Consider the following 18,303-nt stretch of genomic DNA (forward strand, 5'->3'; position numbering starts at 1 on the left):
GCGGAGTTAAAAAGAGTTCAGCGAAGAAATACTATTTAGAACTCTGCTTAACTCATTTTTTACTCCGCTCAACTTCGCGAAACAATCTTTATCATGCTAGCAACAGATCTCATCAAACTCAACAACCTCCAACTCGCCGGGAAACTGGTGAGCGACGAGTTGTTGCTGGGGATTCATGCCAGTAAGCGGTCGGGTTCGGGGACGGAGTTTGAACAATACCGCCATTATGAACCCGGCGACGATCCCCGGCGCATTGACTGGAAACTGTATGCCCGGACGGACAGGCATTTAGTGCGGGAATCGGCGACGGAAAGCAATTTGCAAATCCGGTTTTTGCTGGACTTATCCGGTTCCATGAATTACAGCGAACAGAGCGTTAGCCGACTCGAATACGCAAAAATACTGCTGGCTTCGCTGGCTTATTTAGGCTATCGGCAAAGCGACCAGATGAGTTTATACGCGCTGCAAAACGGAGCATTACAAACGTTGGTACCGACCGGTAAACAGGCGTTTCAACGGATTTTATTTGCCTTGCAAAAGGCCGAAGCTTCCGGGCAATGGTTGCCGCAACAGGCTCGCTTTCCGGAGTTTCAGCAGAAACAAAAAGAACTGCTGGTGATGGTTACGGATTTCCTGCAAGCGGATAACGAATGGCTGGAACTGATTAAAACCGTAGCCAGTCCGCGCCGGGAAATTGTGATCTTTCAACTGCTGGGTGATCAGGAAACGGATTTTAACCTGAGCGGTTTTTACCGGTTTAAAGATTTGGAAACCGATCAGGAAATTGAAGTTCAGGCAGAAACTATTCAGGGAACTTTTCGTCAGGCGGTTTCTGATTATTTTAAAAAAATAGAGGAAGAATTGTTGCTGCCGCACGTTCATTTGATTCGTACAAAACTCAATGAACCTGTTGCGAGGGCATTGAAGGGTTTTCTGACCAGACGGAGGATTTAATGGAGTTTCTACAACCGGTATTGCTGTGGGGAATCGGGGCCATTGGTATTCCGATAGCCATTCATTTCTGGCACCAGAAAAGGGGTAAACCCATGGCGTGGGCGGCTACCCGTTGGTTACAGGAAAAGAACCAGCAACCGCAGCGGGGAGCAAAGCTGGATAAAGTTTTATTGTTGATTATCAGGTGTTTGCTGCTTATTGCGCTGGCCGTTTTGTTAAGTCGGCCCGTTGTTACCTGGTTCGCTAAATCAGCAGCTGTTCCGAAAATTCACCTGGTTCAGCCTGAAAAACGGGTGGTTGATAATTTTCGATTTGAATTGGAAGAAGCGATCAAAAAAGGCGAAACCGTTTACTGGGTTAATTCCGCAACGGAGTTAGTAAAAAAAACGGATCAATTACCTGAAGAACGGTTTTTTAACCCGATACAATTGCAATCATCGATTAACAAGGTAATCGGCAATCGGTCGGAACTTCATCTGTATCTGATGAATAACCAGCAGTTGGCAACCGTACCGTTTATTCGGGTTCCGGCCCGGTATAAATTGCATACGGTTAGTGATTCTTCCAGCAAACCGAATAGGAATTACCTGGAGTTAACAGCTACTAAAAAAGTATTTGTAAACCAATTCAATCAGTTGGCAAATCGCCCGGTTTTAGAATCGCCCGGTCGATTTCAAACAGTTCCGGTGCATACCGGCTCATTAACGGTGTTTGTTAATTACCAAAATAAACTGGAAGAAAAAACCGTACTCGCGGCACTCAATGCACTTTCGGAAGTGTATGCGCTCGATTTAGTCATTGATTTCCGGGCAAATCCGGCTCGAAAATACGACTGGATTTTAACCGATCAGGAGGTTCATAAACCGCTGCCGGAAATACTTTACGTTGTGTCAGGAAAACTTAAAATTCCGATCCGATCCAATGTGATTTATACAGAAGAAAAACTCAGTCCGAAAACCGCCGAGATCGCCAGGAACGGGCAATTGCCGGAATGGTTGGGTGAGTTGTTAATCCGGCATTTTAAACTCAATCCGAGTTCGATGTCACTCACTCAGGAGCAATTAAATGCCCTGTTTATTCCCGTAAATCAAATGGATCAGAAGCAGCCGGAACGTATCCGCAACTGGATTTTGCTGGCATTCGTTTGCTTGGTTGGCGCAGAGCGTTGGATGGCTTTGACGAAGAACGCATGAACGAACTGAAACGCACGGTATCGGCCCTTGTTTATCAACTCATTGCCAATGCGTTGCTGAAGAGTATTTTGCTGGGTATCGCGGTCGGTTTTGGTTCCCGGATTTTCCGTTTTTCGTTCGAAATGACCGCTTTTTTTGGCATTCTGGGGTTTGGTTTGGGAGCCTGGTTATCCCGGCTTTTTCAGAACAAAAAACCGCAGGCAATCGCCATTATTCACCGAACGATTGGTGATGCGGAATATAGTTTGCCGTTGCTGGATAAAGACGAGTTGAATGTCGCCGAACGGCTTCAACTGGAGCGATTAAATGACCGAATTCAGACCATCCGGATTCCGGTTCGGCAGCTCTTTTCGGTCGTGTTTTCCAAAACCGGTTTGTACGTTTTGCTGGTTTTTATTTCCGTGGTTATTTCTTACGGTTTTACTGATTTTAAACCGTCCAATCCGGTTCATAAATGCTTATCCGAATCCAATTTTTCAAGTCAGAAAGAAAACCGCCCGGTTATTCCTGTTTTTCAAACCGCTTTGGTGCACACTCACCCGCCGGATTATACCGGTTTGCCCGACAAAGAATCGTCCGACCTGAACGTTACGGCTATCAGTGGGTCACGTCTGACCTGGCAAGTACGATACAGCAATCAGAAGAATGTATCTGTTCGATTGATCAATGGCCGCGGTGAAGAACTGGTATTTAGAAAGACAGCGAATTATTTTGAATACCGCGACCAACTGGTGAGTTCAGGGGTTTATGCCATCAAAGCTTACTGGAATTCTCCGTCGAAAAAAGATTCGTTGATTTATCAATCCGACTTCTACCGACTGGAAGTTCAACCTGATCTGGCGCCTAGAATTCAGCCGGATTCCAAAGAGTTATACCGTTTTCATTTCCTGAACGATGATAAAAATCTGCGTATTTCGGCCCGGGTTTCGGATGATTTTAAAGTCAGGCAGTCGTTTATTGTAGCAACCTTAGCGCGTGGTTCCGGAGAGAATGTCAAGTTTCGGGAAGTAAAATTTCCGGTGCGGCAATCAAATTTTAAAGATGCCCATCTAACCAAAACAATTGATTTGAAAGCGCTCCATTTCGCGCCGGGCGATGAATTATATTATTACTGGGCCGCTATCGATAATAAAGAACCGGAGGCCAATTTCGCCAAATCGGAAACGTATTTTGTCGTGTATAAAGACACGTCGAAAGTAGAAGAAGCTGAATTGGCTACGATGGCGGTTAACATCATGCCGGAGTATTTTCGGAGTCAGCGGCAGATTATTATCGACACGGAAAAACTGATCGCTAAACGTAAAAAACTCGCAGCCAGGGATTTTAAAAGCACGTCGAACGAAATCGGTTTTGACCAGAAAGTGTTGCGGTTGCGCTACGGACAGTATTTGGGTGAAGAGTTTGAAAATTCGATTGGCGGACATGACCTGGCGGCTGAAGGGAATGTGCTGGAAGGATTTATCCACAAACACGACACGGAAGAAGAGAAAAACGCGCCGAAATCCTTCGCCTTCAAATCCATCGAAAAAGCTGAAAACGAGCAGAAAAAGACGTTGCCTGCACCGGATGAACATGGTCATGACCACGGCAAGAGCGAGTCCATGGGTGGAAAGGACGACCCGGTGGCGGCTTTACTGGAACAATATATTCATTCGCACGACGATGGTGAAGTCAATACGTTTTATGAGCAATCGACCCGAAGTTTACTGAAGATGGCGCTGGAACAGATGTGGCAATCGGAGTTACACCTACGTTTATATGAACCGGAAAAGGCGTTGCCGTTTGAGAATAAAGCGTTGATTTATTTAAAGGCAGCCCAACATAAAGCCCGGACTTTTGTAAAGAAAAGTGGTTATGATCCGCCCCCAATTAAAGAGAAGGAAACCCGCTTAACCGGTGAATTAAACAAAGTCAATACCAGCTATAGCCAGGAACGAATGTATAATCAAATTCAGATTGAAAAACTGGTAAGTAACGTATTGGGTTATCTGGACTTGAATGCATTGACGCCCCAACAGCGATTAAGGGTTCAGCAATTGAGCGCAGCACTCACTTCTGAAGTCGTCAATAGCAATTTATCAAATTGGTCAATCATTACGGTTTTGCAAAAATTGGGTGCAGGCAAACCGCTTTCGGAAAAAGAGAAAACAGGATTAAAGACAAAATTATATCCCCTCGCCGGAGCCACAACCCGAAACGGACAGCGATCCACGATCGGATCGTATTCGAGCGAACGGAGACTTGAACAGTCGTTCTGGCGCCATTTGAAATGAGATTATTCGATTCTTTTACCATCACGTTTAATCCCTCTGAACCAATTAGCTGGGTCATTCTGGCCCTATTGGTACTGTTATTTATTGTAAAAGTTTGGTTAATCGTCAGAAGCAAATCACTTTCGATTCAGCGAAGATGGATTCGATTTGGTTTAAACGGGTTATTGTGGATTCTTCTGGTTGGATACTTTTTGCAATTGGAATGGGTGATACCGGCGAATTCAAACCCGGTTTTAATTGCCGATGCAAATGTGCCCGCTACCTATTTAAACAAGCTGAAAGATAGCCTGAAAATTGCCGACGTTGTTCGGGTTAATGCGTTAAATACCGCATTGTTTCGTTCGCGTCTTTTTGATGGGATGATCGATTCGGTTACGTTAATTGGTACCGGTTTTGCACCCGATGTGCTGGGGCAATTGAGTCGTCAGACTGTGCAATGGATTCCGTATGATCCACCCGATCAACTACAACTTATCAGGTGGAAAGGAATGATTCGGAAAGGCGAGATGCAGCGCGTGAGCGGTTCGATTTATTCCTCGCAGAAACAGGTACTTAAAATACAGTTTGGCAACCAGACGTTGGACAGTTTATCGTTGCGCGCCGGGCTGAATGATTTCACACTGGAGTTTCCCACTTTTGTGCAGGGCCGTACTGAAGTGGAGTTGGTTCTGAATCAAAAACCGCTCGATACGCTTCGCTTTTTTGCCCGAAATCCGGAGCCGGTTTCCTACCAGTTTATTCTTGACAGCCCCGATTTTGAAAGTAAAACGCTCGCCGATTGGCTGGGCAAACAGGGGCATTCCGTTCAGTTGATTGCTACCATTTCGAAGGATATCCGCAACCGCGTTAACATCAACCGGGGGGATGTCGCGGACGTGCTTATTACCGATCCTGCTAATGCCACCAATCCGGTTGTAAAGAAAGCCGTTGCGCAGGGTAAACCCGTTCTGATCATGAATGTATCGGATGCCGAAACGGAGTGTAAAACCGTCAATCAGGCATTGGGAACGAACTGGAAACTCAGGAAAACCGCCAACGAAACCACCGTTTCAGTCGGAAACGGAGTTCGGGCACTGCCTTACCAATTGCTGGATGCGGTCAACCAGTTTCCGGTTCCCGGTTTTCCGGTGGCTGTTCAGAAAACCCCTGCGAAAATCGGACTGAGCTTGCTCAGTGAAACTTTCCCCTTGAAATTGAGTGGCGACAGCATTGCGTACGGGCGCATCTGGACAGCTATTCTGACGCTTTTGCAACCCGTCCACACGAATAATGTGGAGATTGAAGCACCGGTTTTTAAAGGAATCCGTTCCCGAATCCAGTTGAATCATTTAACCGGTAAACCCACTGCGGTTCGCATCGGAAAAGATGCGGTTAAGCTGGATTATTCGGCCATCAATGGCTTGTCGGCGGAGGCTTCGTATTTGTTTGGGCAGGCTGGCTGGCAGTGGTTTCAGGATTCCTTGGCGATTTATGTGGATAAACCGGACAACAAAACCGGATTTGACAACCGCCTGATGAGCGATTATTTGCGGAGCCGTTCAATGGAATTTTCCGTTCAGAAAACCGCTTCACTCCATGTTCTTCACGTTAAAATCCCAGATTGGGTTTGGATACTGCTATTCATCTGCACTTTAACGATGCTTTGGATTGAACCGAAACTTAGCATTTGACCTGTCGTAAAATTCCAGTAGCTTTGTGGCTGTTTTTAGTCTTAAATCTTACGTACGATGCCCTATCTATTTACCTCAGAGTCAGTCTCTGAAGGACATCCCGACAAAGTTGCGGATCAGATTTCCGATGCATTGATCGACCATTTTCTGGCTTATGATCCTTCCAGCAAGGTTGCCTGCGAGACACTCGTTACAACCGGACAGGTAGTTTTGGCCGGGGAGGTAAAAACGACAACATACCTCGACGTTCAGAAAATTACCCGGGAAGTGATCCGACGCATTGGGTATACCAAAAGCGAATACATGTTTGAAGCCGATTCCTGCGGCATTCTTTCGGCCATTCACGACCAGTCGGCCGACATCAATCAGGGCGTTGAACGTTCGAATCCGGAAGACCAGGGCGCGGGCGATCAGGGCATGATGTTCGGGTACGCAACCAACGAAACGGACAACTTTATGCCGTTGCCGCTCGATCTGGCCCACAAGATTTTGCAGGAAATGTCGTACATCCGGAACAACGATTCGAGCATCCTGCCGTATCTCCGCCCGGATGCCAAATCGCAGGTAACGATTGAATACAGCGATGATCACAAGCCCGTACGGATCGATACGATCGTGGTTTCGACGCAGCACGACGATTTTGGCAGCGACGAAGCGATGCTTGCCCGGATTCGCGAAGATGTGATCAATATTGTCATTCCGCGCGTGAAAGCCGCCCTGAAACCGGAATTACAAGACCTGTTTACGGATGATATTACGTATTATATCAACCCAACGGGCAAATTTGTCATTGGCGGACCGCACGGGGATACGGGTCTGACGGGCCGTAAAATCATTGTCGATACCTACGGCGGAAAAGGCGCCCACGGTGGGGGGGCATTCTCCGGCAAAGATCCCTCGAAAGTAGATCGATCGGCGGCTTATGCTACCCGGCACATTGCCAAAAACCTGGTAGCGGCCGGTCTTTGCGATCAGATTCTGGTTCAGGTTTCGTACGCCATTGGGGTGGCAAAACCGTGCGGATTGTACGTCAATACGTATAATTCCGCGAAAGTTGACCTGACCGACGGTGAAATTGCGACCAAAATCGAAGAGCTTTTCGATATGCGTCCGTACGCCATCGAGCAACGCCTGAAACTGCGGAATCCGATTTATTCCGAAACGGCAGCTTACGGCCACATGGGTCGGAAGAATGAAGTCGTTATGAAGACATTTGGAATGAATGGCAACTCGAAAGAAGTAGAAGTTGAGCTGTTTACGTGGGAAAAACTCGATTACGTCGATAAAATAAAAACCGCATTTGGATTATAACGTACCTACGGACTTTAGTCCGTGTATATAATCTTACGGACTAAAGTCCGTGGGTACATACGAAAAAAGCCGCCTTTTTAAGGGCGGCTTTTTTGTTGAAAAACTCAGCAACTAATACTCGATGTCTTCATTTACGACATCTGCTTCGACTAAATCCTTTGATTCATTGATCTGCTGGGCAGAAATATTTCGATGTTTATCTTTATGACGCTTCAACTTGTTTTTGAGCATATCGATCACCACGTCGGTTGATTCTTCGAACGTAGTGCCCTGCTGGCGGACGAAAATGGAGTCGCCCGGCAAAAACAGTTTTACTTCGACGATTTTCTGTTTGACTTTACTGGTATCACTTCCTTCTAACCTCAAATACACCTCACCACTAATAATCTGGTTGTTGAAGGTGTCTAATTTGTCAAGCTTCTTCTGAATGAAGTCCAGCAACTTTTGGTCTGCCGTAAAATGGACGCAATGAATCTGAATTCTCATACGTGTCACATGGTTTTAAGTTAAACAAGGAACCCACGGACTACCTAAGTTTGGAAAACCATTTGACAGAGTCAATAGGCTGAAAGAAATGTCCAACTTAGGATATTGTCCCAATTGATGCGAATGCTACCTTACGGCTCATAACCAACACTTATCGTACCAATCACAAACCGGGTTGGTGTAAAAATTCTTTTTATTATCTAATTATTGAATCTGAAAAATACGGTTTTATGGCCTCTTTTTCCGGTAATTCAGGAATTAACAACCTCGCCACCGTTGACGTGCATGACCTGGCCCGTAATGTAGGAAGCGTCTTCGGAAGCCAGAAAAACGTAGGCCGGAGCCACTTCTGCTGGTTGTCCGACGCGTTCCAAAGGAGTATCTTTCCCAAACTCAGCCACTTCTTTTTCTGTTTTGGTCGATACGATTAAGGGCGTCCAGATGGGGCCGGGCGCTACGGCGTTGACCCGGATACTGCGCTCCACCAGATGTTGTGATAAGGAACGGGTAAAAGCCGTCACGGCGCCTTTGGTTGAGGCATAATCGATCAATGCTTTACTGCCCCGGTACGACACGACGGACGTCGTATTGATGATGCAATCGTAAGCGCCCATGTGCGGCAATGCCCGTTTGGTAAGCCGGAAAAGGGCCAGGATATTAAGCTCGAACGTTTCGATTAACTGCTGGTCGGTAATGTCGGCAAACTCCTTTTGCTCAACGTGATTCGCTGCGTTGTTTACCAGTATATTAAGGTGTTGGTATTCACTGATTACCTGATCAATTACTTGTCTGATAAAAGACGGATTTCGAAGGTCGCCCGCGATAAGCAGACAGCGCCGTCCTTCGGTTTCAATCAGTCTTTTGGTTTTCCGGGCGTCTTCTCCTTCGCGGGGATGATGGACGATCGCCAGATCGGCACCCTCGCGGGCAAAATGGACGGCAACCGCCCGGCCAATCCCGCTGTCACCACCGGTAATGAGAGCTATTTTATTCTCCAGCTTTCCACTGCCGACATAATCGTTCCGAATGTAAATCGGCTGGGGATGCATTTCGTATTCCAGACCCGGTTGCTCATCCTGGTGCTGGGGCGGGGTTTCAAGTTCTAAATTCATGGTTGTAAAGAAGTTGAATCAGGCGTTGACAATCGTGCCGCCGTTGGGGTGGATGGTCTGACCGGTCACATAACTGGAGTCGTCGGACGCCAGATAAACATACGCCGGAGCCACTTCGCTGGGCTGTCCGGGGCGTTTCATCGGCACATCTTTGCCGAATTGCGCCACTTCCTTCGCCGGAACCGAAGCCGGATTCAGGGGTGTCCAGATGGGGCCAGGGGCCACGCCGTTTACCCGGATTTTCTTCTCGGCCAAATTCGACGACAGCGCCCGCGTAAAACTCATGATGGCACCTTTCGTCGCGGAATATTCCGGCAAATCGGCCTTGCCCTGAAAAGCCGTGACCGAAGTGGTGTTGATGATACTATCGCCCTCATGCAGGTGTTTTACGGCCGCCCGCGTCACCCGAAAAAACGAGTAAATGTTGATTTCAAACGTATTGACCAGGTCATCGTCGGTCATCTCTTCAAACTTCTTGTGCATCAGTTGAAGTGCCGCGTTATTCACCAGAATGTTCAGTTTACCAAACCGCCGGATGGTGTCTTCCACAATCTGTTCGCAGTAAGCCGGATCGCGCAAATCGCCGGGTAAAAGCAGACATTGACGTCCTTCGGCTTTCACTAACTCACTGGTTTTCTGCGCATCACCTTCTTCCCGCGAGGTGTAGGAAATCGCTACATCAGCGCCTTCACGGGCAAAATGAACGGCAACGGCCCGGCCAATGCCGCTGTCTCCGCCCGTAATCAACGCTACTTTTTCCTTTAATTTCCCGGAGCCCACATAGGTGTACCGAATCACTTTCGGTTGCGGATCCAGCTCGCTTTCCAGTCCCGGCTGTATATCCTGATGCTGGGGCGGAATTTTCGTTTCCATACCGTTCCTTTTGTCGTTGAGTAAATCAGAAAGCTGATTAGATAAAAGAGGTTAGACAAGAGAATAAAGACCATCTAATTCGCAGAATCTAGCCTCTCACCTCTTTTATCACTTGTCTAGTTAATAAACCCGTTCGTTTGTTGATTGATCGGATTCTATTATTTAACGGGCCAATAAAAAAGCCCAACGTTCGCAAACACCGGGCTTTTCGAAGCAATAAGGTATTAATTATCAGGTGGTTTTCTGCGGGATTTCGGCGGTCAGCGATTCCCAGATTTTTTCGTAAACATCCACCGCTTTGAGCGGTTTTTGTCCCAGCCCTTTCCGCGACGATACAAAAACCGGGTGATAGGCGGTTGGTGTCCCCACGCGGCCGTGTGATCCCTTGATCAAGGTTGCATCGAGCGGAATGACGTTCATCAGGTAACGGAAGCCCAGTTTTTTCCGGATCAGTTTGTAACCAGCTTTCAGCTTGATCATCGGATTGGCCGGATCCATAAACATTTCGACCGGATCGTAACCCGGTTTGCGGTGAATATCGACCAGTCGGGCATAATCCGGGGCTTTGGTGTCGTCGAGCCAGTAATAATAGGTAAACCAGCTTTCGGCATCGGCCATGACGACCAGATCGCCCGCCCGTTCGTGATCGATGTGGTATTTTTCCTTCCCGGCTTCGTCCAGAATCAGCTCGACGCCCGGCGTTTTCTCCAGAATCGAGCGCACCTGCGCGGCACAACTCGGATCGTTGATGTAAATGTGGGCAACCTGATGATCGGCCACGGCAAACGCCCGCGACGCGCCCGCGTCCAGTAATTCCAGCCCCTGTTCGACCCGTACGTTGATCAGCCCGGCGTCGCGGAATAACCGGTTTAAATGAATCGGTTTGCTGACGTTCGTAATTCCGTATTCCGACAGAATGATAATTTCCGCGTTTTGCCGTTCGTAATGCTGAATCAGGTCGCGCAAAACGGCATCGATCTCGTTCAGTTCTTTCGAAATTTTACTAAAATCAACCCCGAACTTTTGCAGGCAATAATCCAGATGCGGCAGATAAATCAACGTCAATGTCGGGTTGTGCCAGCGGTCGACGAGCAGCGACGCATCGGCTATCCAACGGGTCGATTTGATGTTGGCGTTGGGTCCCCAGAAACTGAACAGCGGAAACGTACCGAGCGCTTCCTGAAGCCGGTCGCGGAGGTCGGAGGGGTGGCTGTAGCAGTCGGGTGCTTTGACGCCGTCGGCGTGGTATTGCGGTCGTGGTGTTACCGAAAAGTCGGCGGAGGAATACATATTGTACCACCAGAACATTTTGGAAACCGTAAAGGACGGATCGAGTTGCCGGGCGCGTTCCCAGATTTTTTCGCCACCGACCAGCTTGTTCGATTGCTTCCAGAATTTGACTTCGCATTCGGTCCGGTCATACCAGCCATTGCCGACAATCCCGGTTTCGGTCGGCCATTTCCCCGTGACGTACGTCGATTGAACCGAAGTCGTAACCGCCGGTAACATCGGTTCGATAGAAGAAAGTTGTTTGTCAGACACCCACTGCTTCAGAAAGGGCGTATGCTCACCAATCAGCGAAGATGATAAGCCCACAACGTCGATTACTACGGTTTTTTTCATTTTTTGATTTCATTCATCACCCATTCCATTTCCCGGATAATCGAATCATTCAGGCGGTGTCGGAGATCTTCGGGCAGCACTTCCCAGGTGTAGGTTTCCACTTCCATCTGGGTTGTAAATGGGGTTTGTTTCTGTAAACGAATCACTTCCGAAATATCATCCTGGGTCGATTGCAGCAGTCCGTAATCGGCTACAAACAGCGGAACGTGAAAGTGCGACCGCCACTCGACGTGGTTTTTGTTGAAAGCCTGTAATGCTTCGGGCAGGTCCGGAAACCGGAGCAGTTCACCCGCCGAATCCCGCGCTACCACCTGATGCAGATAGGTCGGTTCGTTGAACTGCCGGAATTGATCCAAAACCGCTTCCCGGCTGTTGCGTTCCAGCGGAAAAGTTGCCTTCAATGCCGCGCTGATCTGGATCTTGCCCACTTTCAGGTCGTTGTCGTTCAGCTTTTTCAGCACTTCCCCCGGGCGTTCGTACCCCACCGCAAAATGGCAAACGTCGTAACAAAGTTGAACGTGTTCGCGCAAAGCCGCTTCGCATTCGCCCGCCGACAAGCCGAACTCGTCGTTCAGTCGTTCAATCCCAATCGGTAACAGATACAGGTTAAACCATTCGATGAATTCGTCCGCGGTTTCCAGCAATCCGTCGGGTTCGGGCTCGAGATCGAGGTGCAGACTGACGCCGTCCTGTTGTTTGATCCGGACCAGTTCTTCCACCACGGTCATCAGCCGCTGCGTCGTCACTTCAAAAACCCGGTCGCGTTCCCCCGGTTTTTCCCACTGGAACCAGTGACGGTAGGAGAGAGGAGAGGTTGAAATACCGCCTTCGGTAAGTCCACCCGCAGGTAGCAGAGCCGCCAGCAACTGGAAAAGCCGGATGGTGTAATCGACGCGTTCGGGCGTTTGCCAGTCGGGCGTGTGAACCTGATCCTTCACACGGGTCCGGTGAAAACCGCCGTACGGAAAACCGTTCATCGTGAAGACGTAGCAGTCGTTTTCGGCCAGCCAGTCCTGAAACTCTTTCAGACGCTCCGGCTGGTTGATTTCCTCACTGGCGATGTTCGACAATCGCAGTCCGATTCCAAACGGCGCATCGGGCGAAAGCCGTTGTTTAATAGTTGGAATGGCTTGTTGAAGGGCACTGAAATGCTCCGTCCAATGTTCACCGGCATGAATGTTCGTGCAGTAACCGAGGTGTCCCAGCGGGGTTTTCATGCGGGCTGTATTTCGTCTTCTTTTAAGATACCAATCACTTCGCGAATCAGTTCCTGATCCATTTCGTGTACTTCCACGCCTTTCCCAATCGCTTTCAGTAACATGATGGTCAGTTGGCCGCCGAGGTGTTCGCGGAATTCATCCAGTCCTTTCAGAACGCCGTCGCCGTCCAGCGCCGGATGAAAGAGGGGAAAACCGAGCGTCCGTTCCAGGTTCAGAATGCGGTTGGCGTCGCTTTTGCTCAACCAACCCAGGCGCTGCGAGTATAGACTGTCAAGGGCAATGCCAATGGCCACCGCTTCGCCGTGACGGACTTCAAAATCAGTGAGTTGTTCGAGTTTATGGGCGCTCCAGTGCCCAAAATCCAGCGGTCGCGACGAGCCCATTTCGAACGGATCACCGCTGGCAATGTGGTCGAGGTGGAGTTCGGCGCAGCGGTGAATAAGCTGTTGCATCGTGCCCAGATCGCGGGCGGCCAGTTTTTCAGCATTAGCTTCCAGCCACTCGAAGAACGGTTCGTCCTTGATCAGAGCCACTTTGATGGCTTCGGAAATGCCCGCCCGCCAGTCGCGGTCATCGAGGGTTTTCAAAAACTCCGCGTCGTTGAAAACCGCTACGGGGGGGGCGAATGAACCGAGGAAATTTTTCTTCCCTTTGTAATTAACGCCGTTTTTTACGCCGATTCCCGAATCATTTTGTGACAAAACCGTCGTCGGAATCCGGATGTGGCGAATGCCCCGATGGGAGACGGCGGCAACAAAACCGACCAGATCCAGCACGGAACCGCCACCGATGGCAATGACGTAGGAATGCCGGTCGATGCCGTACCGATCCACGGCGTCGATGAGTTGATCGACCAGCGCCGGATCGTTTTTAGACCCTTCGCCCCCCGGAATAACGATCAGATCCGGAATCAGATCGACCATCGAAATACCGGCAAAATACGCTTTAATTTGGTGCAGTAAATCCGGATGACTGTTGGTAACACCTTCATCCAGAACGAATAAAAGCTTTTTGCGAAATCCTTCCGAATGCCGTTTTTTCAAAAACTCAAGCAACGTTGGATTGGTACTTTCGAACAGACGATCAGAAAAGAAAACGTCGTAGGTGAACTGAACGCTAAAGGATTGGTGAAGGGTATTCATTCCCGAAATAACGATTAAATAGAATGCAAAGGTACTTAAAAAACAAAACTGACGGTTTGTCTTTTAAAACAACGTATTAACCGGATGGGTTCGGTTATGTTACGGCAAATACTTTCGCCAGCAGTCGCGACAGGGGCAGCAGACAGACCACCAGCATCGCTAGTGGAAACGAAGCAAAAGCTGCCACCCAGGCTGCATTCATCACAATTAACGACAATACGCCCGATTTGACGGCCATGCCGATGTGGCGCCCGGTCGGTTCGCGGATAGCCTGCCAGAGGGGTGGAAAGATGAAATATCCGAAGAGTAACAGGAAAGGAACAGCGGTTCCGAGCTGATGTTGTTGTTGGGCAATTGCACCAATGCATCCGATGACCAGGCCGTAGAGCAAACCGGCCACCCGCAAAACCATCGGATTTCCACCGTGCACTTCGCCCCGGCTGATCATCGTGATAGCGGCAATGTAGACGATCGGAATGACGCCCAGCGACGCCCACAGCGGCACCTGGTCGGGCAGAACGCTGATGCCCATGACCAGATTCAGGCCCCGGCAAAGGCCCATGTTCACCGGACCCAGAATGGCATTGTGTTTCCCGAACTTGTCGTACACCAGCGACGCTACGCTGATCGCAATGGCCAGCATACCCGCCGTCGGATTGACCATAAAGGCTGCGGCAATACCAATAGCTAATAAAAAACCGCCCAGCACAGCTGCCTGCGTCAAACTCACCTGCCCGCTCGGAATGGGTCGCTCCGGCCGCTCGACGGCATCAAGTTCAGCGTCGAAAACATCGTTAAACACTACCCCACCGCCATACAATCCAACCGTCGACAGGCACAGCCAGCCCACTGGTGCCGGTGCGGCATCGGGAATGACGTAATACCCGGCAATGGCCATTCCGGCCATGACATCGGCAACGGACGTGATGAGGTTGGCAGGGCGGGTTAGGCGGAGGAGGGGAAGGAGCATTGAAATGAACAATGAACAATGAACAATGAACAATGAACAATGAACAATGAACAGAAGCGGCAGCCAATTCATTGTTCATTCTTCATTGTTCATTTATTTTATTATGGTTGATGATTTGTCGACCCGGGGCGCTTGCCCTCCGCGGAGAATGGAACTGCCGTTGTAGCGCTGGCTCTGGTCGATGTCGATGGGTTGTTCGAAATCTTCGGGGCTGATTTGGCCGCTTTGGGCAAACGCCGTGACGGCATTCTGGAACGTGACCAGTCGGATGGTTTCGTCGGAAATACCGCTTTCTTTCATCAGGGCTGCGGTTTTGGGCAAGGCCAGCGGATCGCTGATGCCCCAGTCGGCAGCCGAATTGATCATGATTCGTTCCGGGCCGTATTGTTTGACGACCTCAACCATCCGCTCGTTGCCCATTTTGGTAAACGGGTAAATCGTAAACCCGGCCCAGAAACCCCGGTCGAGGACTTCCCGGACGGTTTCTTCGTTATTATGATCGACAATCACCATGCCGGGTTCCAAACCGTGTTCGAGCGCAATGTCCATGCTGCGGCTGGTTCCCTGTTTTTTGTCGCGGTGGGGCGTATGAATCTGTACGGGCAAACCGGCTTCCCTGGCCAGATCCAATTGAGCCCGGTAGTATTTTTCTTCGGCGGGTGTCTGGTCGTCAAAACCGATTTCGCCGACACCGACCACTCCTTCTTTGTAAATAAACAGTGGCAGAATTTCCATCACCTGCTCGGCGAGGGCTTCGTTGTTGGCCTCTTTAGAGTTCAGGCCGATGGTGCAATAATGCCGAATCCCGAACTGCGACGCCCGGAACCGCTCCCAGCCCACCAGACTCGCAAAGTAATCGCGGAACGAATCGACGCCCGTGCGGGGCTGCCCGAGCCAGAAAGCCGGTTCGATAACGGCCACAACGCCAGCGTCGGCCATGGCCTGGTAATCATCCGTGGTGCGGGACGTCATGTGAACGTGCATGTCGAAAAACTTCATCCCGCGTACTGTATCTAAGAAACTCATGATTTTGTGGGCTTTAAAAAGCAAAGTTAGCTGGCCTGCAACCCAGTTGCAACGTACTTACGGACATTCGCCGTGTTTTTCTATTGAAATAAGGTTTTTCAGTGGAAATCATACTCGGGAAAATAAAAACTAAACCGGTCGTTGCCCCATTAGATTTTAATTAAAAACCGAATTACGCGCCGTTTGATTAATCAAATGCCCTGCCTTAATCGTTATTTATTTAAAAGTTGATTTCTAAATTTTATTTCGAAACGATGAAAACCGTATTTCAGATTCTGCTGTGGGCGAGCATTAGTGGAGGAATTGGAAGTGGGATCAGTTCCTGCCGCCCCGATCCGCTCAACGACCTGACGCCGGAAGACAGCCAGGTTTTTATTACCAACCACGACCGATCGGTCAATTTTGCAAACTATAAAACGTACAGCCTGCCGGATTCGGTGGTGGAAGTGGCCAATGACCGGCAAACCGTATCGATGACACCCCTCGACCAGCGTGTGCTGGATAAACTGGCGACAACGATGACCGGTTTGGGTTATCAGCGCGTAAGCGGGAAAGACAGCTCCGATTTGGGAGTCGCCGTGATGAAAATCAACAACAGCTACGTGGGCGTTACCTCGAATCCCTATTCATCGTACTACCTGAATTACTGGGGCTACGGTGGCCTGGGCGGTTATGGCGGTTACAGTCCCTATTACCCAAGCTATTACTCATTTTATGAGGTAAGCGACACCTACTGGCTGATCCAGTTGATTGACCTGAAGCATCCCAACACCGCCGATCAGAAACTGAATGTTGTCTGGCAAGCCCAGGTTCGCGGCAACGGTATTTTCGACGAAACGTCCGTCGATTCCATCATTACCAGCGTGTTCAATCAGTCGACGTATTTAAAAGGGAATAAAGAATAGAGATAAGGGCGATGAGATCATAAAATCTCTTGTCTCTTGTCTCTATTCTTTACTCTAACAAAGATCATGAAAAAGAGAATCATATTTAGCCTGATTGGGCTAATCTGGGCGCTGGGAGCGGCTGCTCAGTCGGATAAGGAAGAAAAGGAACAGAAAGAGCGATCCCAAAGTTTTTCCCAATCGCTTTACGAACGCTTCGTGTCGGGCCGGGGAACGGTTTTTTACGGCGTCGGAATTCCAATGGGCAGTCAGCAAGATTACATCAATAAAACGGGAAACCGCAATTTTGGGCTGGCGGTGGAAGCTATGTTTCCGGGGCGGTTTTCGGTGGGCGCACGCATTGGTCAGCAATACGTGAGTGAGCAGCTGCCGCGCCAGGTGTATACGTTCGACGACGGCTCGGAAGTTTCGGCGGTACAAACCCGGACGTTGAACATCGTGCCGCTGATGGCCATCGGATCGATTTATCTGAATGATATCAAGTCCGTTTTCAGGCCATACCTGCAATTGGGAGCCGGTGGCGCGTACGTCAATTATGCCAAATACTACGGCACCCTGATTGATCAGAAAACTGGAGTTCGGGCAGCTTTGGCTCCGGCGGTCGGGGCTAAGTTCCAGTTTGGAAAGACCAGCAACCTGGGCGGAGAAATCCAGGCACAGTATCAGAACGTGTTTTTCAAGTATAACGAACTGAAAAACAGCAGTAACCTGTTACTGTCCGTTGGTATATCCTACCGCTGGCTCTAACGTAAACGTACCCACGGACTAAATGGGAGCGCCCGCCGGTCCGTGGGTACGAAATAAATCCTCCAGTTCGGTTCGATTTGTCTCGGTAACGAACGGTTTGACCAGTGTCCACAATTCCGGGTGAATGGCGCGTCCGGCCGCCCGGCGCTCCTGGGCATAGTCGATGGCAATTCGGGCTAGTTTTTCGTTGGTTCTTTCCTGAAAACCGGTGATTTGCTCCACCGGTTTATCGCTGAAGAACGCTTTCATAATCAGTTGGTTCCAGGCTGGTTCGTCCAATTGCTCGGCCGGATACGGATTGTGGAGCATAATGGCTTCCTGCACGGGGCCCATGTTGCTCCGGACGGCTTCGGTAGCCTGAAACCGCCAGTGTTCCGGGTAATCGAGAACAGGGAGGGCCGAGTATAAAGCCGCCAGTTCGTTCATTTCTGCTGCCAGAAACAGATTCTCGATGGTGCTAAAATAAACCGCTGAATCATCGGAAGCGAGTTGCCTCAACCACCAGACGCGCGCCAGTCGGTCGAGCGACCAGCCACCGACCGTGAAACCGGGCCGGAGTGCCTGAATCTCCTGATTTTTTTCGGGTGAAACGGTTATCGTCTGTTTACCGACAAAGCGCGGAAGTGCGGTAAAAACACGGTAGAAAACCGCCTGAGCCGGATTGCTGTGGTAGGAGTCGGCCTGTTGTGTCAGGTACGTTACGGCTTTTTCGGCATTGGGCTGCTGCCGGATCAGATCGAGTAGGGTTGCGGAAAGTGCTGATGCATTCATGCCGTAAAAGTAGTAAGCAGATCGGCG

Annotated in this window: 16 protein-coding genes; 7 read left to right on the forward strand and 9 right to left on the reverse strand. The window is 49.6% G+C overall.

What is annotated here, in order from left to right; genetic code table 11:
* Positions 1–93 precede the first annotated feature (93 nt).
* The 5 genes from EHT25_RS16950 (at position 94) to metK (ending at position 7,401) form a co-directional block, all read left to right on the forward strand.
* Positions 94–954: a DUF58 domain-containing protein gene (locus tag EHT25_RS16950; protein ID WP_124876331.1), complete on the forward strand. Its 861-nt coding sequence runs from the start codon at positions 94–96 to the stop codon at positions 952–954.
* Entirely contained in the window at positions 954–2,147 is a 1,194-nt protein-coding gene (locus EHT25_RS16955) for a BatA domain-containing protein (RefSeq protein ID WP_124876332.1), read from the forward strand. Before EHT25_RS16950 ends, EHT25_RS16955 begins: the two co-directional genes overlap by 1 nt.
* Positions 2,144–4,420 carry a hypothetical protein gene (locus EHT25_RS16960; RefSeq protein ID WP_124876333.1) on the forward strand — a complete coding sequence of 759 codons (2,277 nt, stop codon included), beginning with the start codon at positions 2,144–2,146 and terminating at the stop codon, positions 4,418–4,420. Before EHT25_RS16955 ends, EHT25_RS16960 begins: the two co-directional genes overlap by 4 nt.
* A gap of 164 nt (positions 4,421–4,584) precedes the next feature.
* Positions 4,585–6,090, forward strand: a complete 1,506-nt coding sequence (locus tag EHT25_RS16965) for a hypothetical protein (RefSeq protein ID WP_229311583.1) — start codon at positions 4,585–4,587, stop codon at positions 6,088–6,090.
* Positions 6,091–6,147: 57 nt separating this feature from the next.
* Positions 6,148–7,401, forward strand: coding sequence for a methionine adenosyltransferase (gene metK, locus EHT25_RS16970; protein WP_124876335.1), 1,254 nt, complete (start codon positions 6,148–6,150; stop codon positions 7,399–7,401).
* A 111-nt stretch (positions 7,402–7,512) separates the two neighbouring features.
* On the opposite strand, the gene EHT25_RS16975 is transcribed toward metK, so the two are convergent.
* From EHT25_RS16975 to EHT25_RS17010, 8 genes are all read right to left on the reverse strand, one after another.
* Complete coding sequence (locus tag EHT25_RS16975) at positions 7,513–7,887, reverse strand: HPF/RaiA family ribosome-associated protein (protein WP_124876336.1); 375 nt, start codon at positions 7,885–7,887, stop codon at positions 7,513–7,515.
* A 251-nt stretch (positions 7,888–8,138) separates the two neighbouring features.
* The gene (locus EHT25_RS16980; RefSeq protein WP_124876337.1) at positions 8,139–8,999 is read right to left on the reverse strand and encodes an SDR family oxidoreductase; all 861 of its coding nucleotides are present in this window, start codon (positions 8,997–8,999) and stop codon (positions 8,139–8,141) included.
* An 18-nt stretch (positions 9,000–9,017) separates the two neighbouring features.
* Complete coding sequence (locus tag EHT25_RS16985; RefSeq protein ID WP_124876338.1) at positions 9,018–9,872, reverse strand: SDR family oxidoreductase; 855 nt, start codon at positions 9,870–9,872, stop codon at positions 9,018–9,020.
* A 231-nt stretch (positions 9,873–10,103) separates the two neighbouring features.
* Positions 10,104–11,495 (reverse strand): alkaline phosphatase family protein, encoded by a 1,392-nt coding sequence (locus EHT25_RS16990; RefSeq protein WP_124876339.1) that lies wholly within the window; start codon positions 11,493–11,495, stop codon positions 10,104–10,106.
* Entirely contained in the window at positions 11,492–12,712 is a 1,221-nt protein-coding gene (gene eboE, locus EHT25_RS16995; RefSeq protein WP_124876340.1) for a metabolite traffic protein EboE, read from the reverse strand. The genes EHT25_RS16990 and eboE overlap by 4 nt, the downstream gene beginning before the upstream one ends.
* Positions 12,709–13,857: a 3-dehydroquinate synthase gene (locus EHT25_RS17000; RefSeq protein ID WP_124876341.1), complete on the reverse strand. Its 1,149-nt coding sequence runs from the start codon at positions 13,855–13,857 to the stop codon at positions 12,709–12,711. Before EHT25_RS17000 ends, eboE begins: the two co-directional genes overlap by 4 nt.
* A gap of 94 nt (positions 13,858–13,951) precedes the next feature.
* Positions 13,952–14,827, reverse strand: a complete 876-nt coding sequence (eboC, locus tag EHT25_RS17005) for a UbiA-like protein EboC (protein ID WP_124876342.1) — start codon at positions 14,825–14,827, stop codon at positions 13,952–13,954.
* Positions 14,828–14,920: 93 nt separating this feature from the next.
* Positions 14,921–15,853: a TatD family hydrolase gene (locus tag EHT25_RS17010; protein WP_124876343.1), complete on the reverse strand. Its 933-nt coding sequence runs from the start codon at positions 15,851–15,853 to the stop codon at positions 14,921–14,923.
* A 254-nt stretch (positions 15,854–16,107) separates the two neighbouring features.
* On the opposite strand from EHT25_RS17010, the gene EHT25_RS17015 reads away from it, so the two are divergent.
* Positions 16,108–16,758 (forward strand): DUF4136 domain-containing protein, encoded by a 651-nt coding sequence (locus EHT25_RS17015; protein ID WP_124876344.1) that lies wholly within the window; start codon positions 16,108–16,110, stop codon positions 16,756–16,758.
* A gap of 66 nt (positions 16,759–16,824) precedes the next feature.
* Positions 16,825–17,505 (forward strand): hypothetical protein, encoded by a 681-nt coding sequence (locus tag EHT25_RS17020; protein WP_124876345.1) that lies wholly within the window; start codon positions 16,825–16,827, stop codon positions 17,503–17,505.
* A gap of 18 nt (positions 17,506–17,523) precedes the next feature.
* Here the strand turns inward: EHT25_RS17020 and EHT25_RS17025 are convergent, their stop codons facing one another.
* Positions 17,524–18,276 carry an EboA domain-containing protein gene (locus tag EHT25_RS17025; protein ID WP_185731400.1) on the reverse strand — a complete coding sequence of 251 codons (753 nt, stop codon included), beginning with the start codon at positions 18,274–18,276 and terminating at the stop codon, positions 17,524–17,526.
* Positions 18,277–18,303: the final 27 nt, after the last annotated feature.

The sequence above is a fragment of the Larkinella rosea genome (assembly GCF_003858635.1).
Taxonomy (GTDB): domain Bacteria; phylum Bacteroidota; class Bacteroidia; order Cytophagales; family Spirosomataceae; genus Larkinella; species Larkinella rosea.

Bases quoted from the DNA above. Each gene is read 5' to 3' on its own strand.
- eboC (WP_124876342.1), bottom strand. From the start codon at position 14,827: ATGCTCCTTCCCCTCCTCCGCCTAACCCGCCCTGCCAACCTCATCACG.
- metK (WP_124876335.1), top strand. From the start codon at position 6,148: ATGCCCTATCTATTTACCTCAGAGTCAGTCTCTGAAGGACATCCCGAC.
- EHT25_RS17020 (WP_124876345.1), top strand. From the start codon at position 16,825: ATGAAAAAGAGAATCATATTTAGCCTGATTGGGCTAATCTGGGCGCTG.
- EHT25_RS16960 (WP_124876333.1), top strand. From the start codon at position 2,144: ATGAACGAACTGAAACGCACGGTATCGGCCCTTGTTTATCAACTCATT.
- EHT25_RS17015 (WP_124876344.1), top strand. From the start codon at position 16,108: ATGAAAACCGTATTTCAGATTCTGCTGTGGGCGAGCATTAGTGGAGGA.
- eboE (WP_124876340.1), bottom strand. From the start codon at position 12,712: ATGAAAACCCCGCTGGGACACCTCGGTTACTGCACGAACATTCATGCC.
- EHT25_RS16980 (WP_124876337.1), bottom strand. From the start codon at position 8,999: ATGAATTTAGAACTTGAAACCCCGCCCCAGCACCAGGATGAGCAACCG.
- EHT25_RS16975 (WP_124876336.1), bottom strand. From the start codon at position 7,887: ATGAGAATTCAGATTCATTGCGTCCATTTTACGGCAGACCAAAAGTTG.
- EHT25_RS17000 (WP_124876341.1), bottom strand. From the start codon at position 13,857: ATGAATACCCTTCACCAATCCTTTAGCGTTCAGTTCACCTACGACGTT.
- EHT25_RS16990 (WP_124876339.1), bottom strand. From the start codon at position 11,495: ATGAAAAAAACCGTAGTAATCGACGTTGTGGGCTTATCATCTTCGCTG.
- EHT25_RS17025 (WP_185731400.1), bottom strand. From the start codon at position 18,276: ATGAATGCATCAGCACTTTCCGCAACCCTACTCGATCTGATCCGGCAG.
- EHT25_RS16955 (WP_124876332.1), top strand. From the start codon at position 954: ATGGAGTTTCTACAACCGGTATTGCTGTGGGGAATCGGGGCCATTGGT.
- EHT25_RS17010 (WP_124876343.1), bottom strand. From the start codon at position 15,853: ATGAGTTTCTTAGATACAGTACGCGGGATGAAGTTTTTCGACATGCAC.
- EHT25_RS16950 (WP_124876331.1), top strand. From the start codon at position 94: ATGCTAGCAACAGATCTCATCAAACTCAACAACCTCCAACTCGCCGGG.
- EHT25_RS16985 (WP_124876338.1), bottom strand. From the start codon at position 9,872: ATGGAAACGAAAATTCCGCCCCAGCATCAGGATATACAGCCGGGACTG.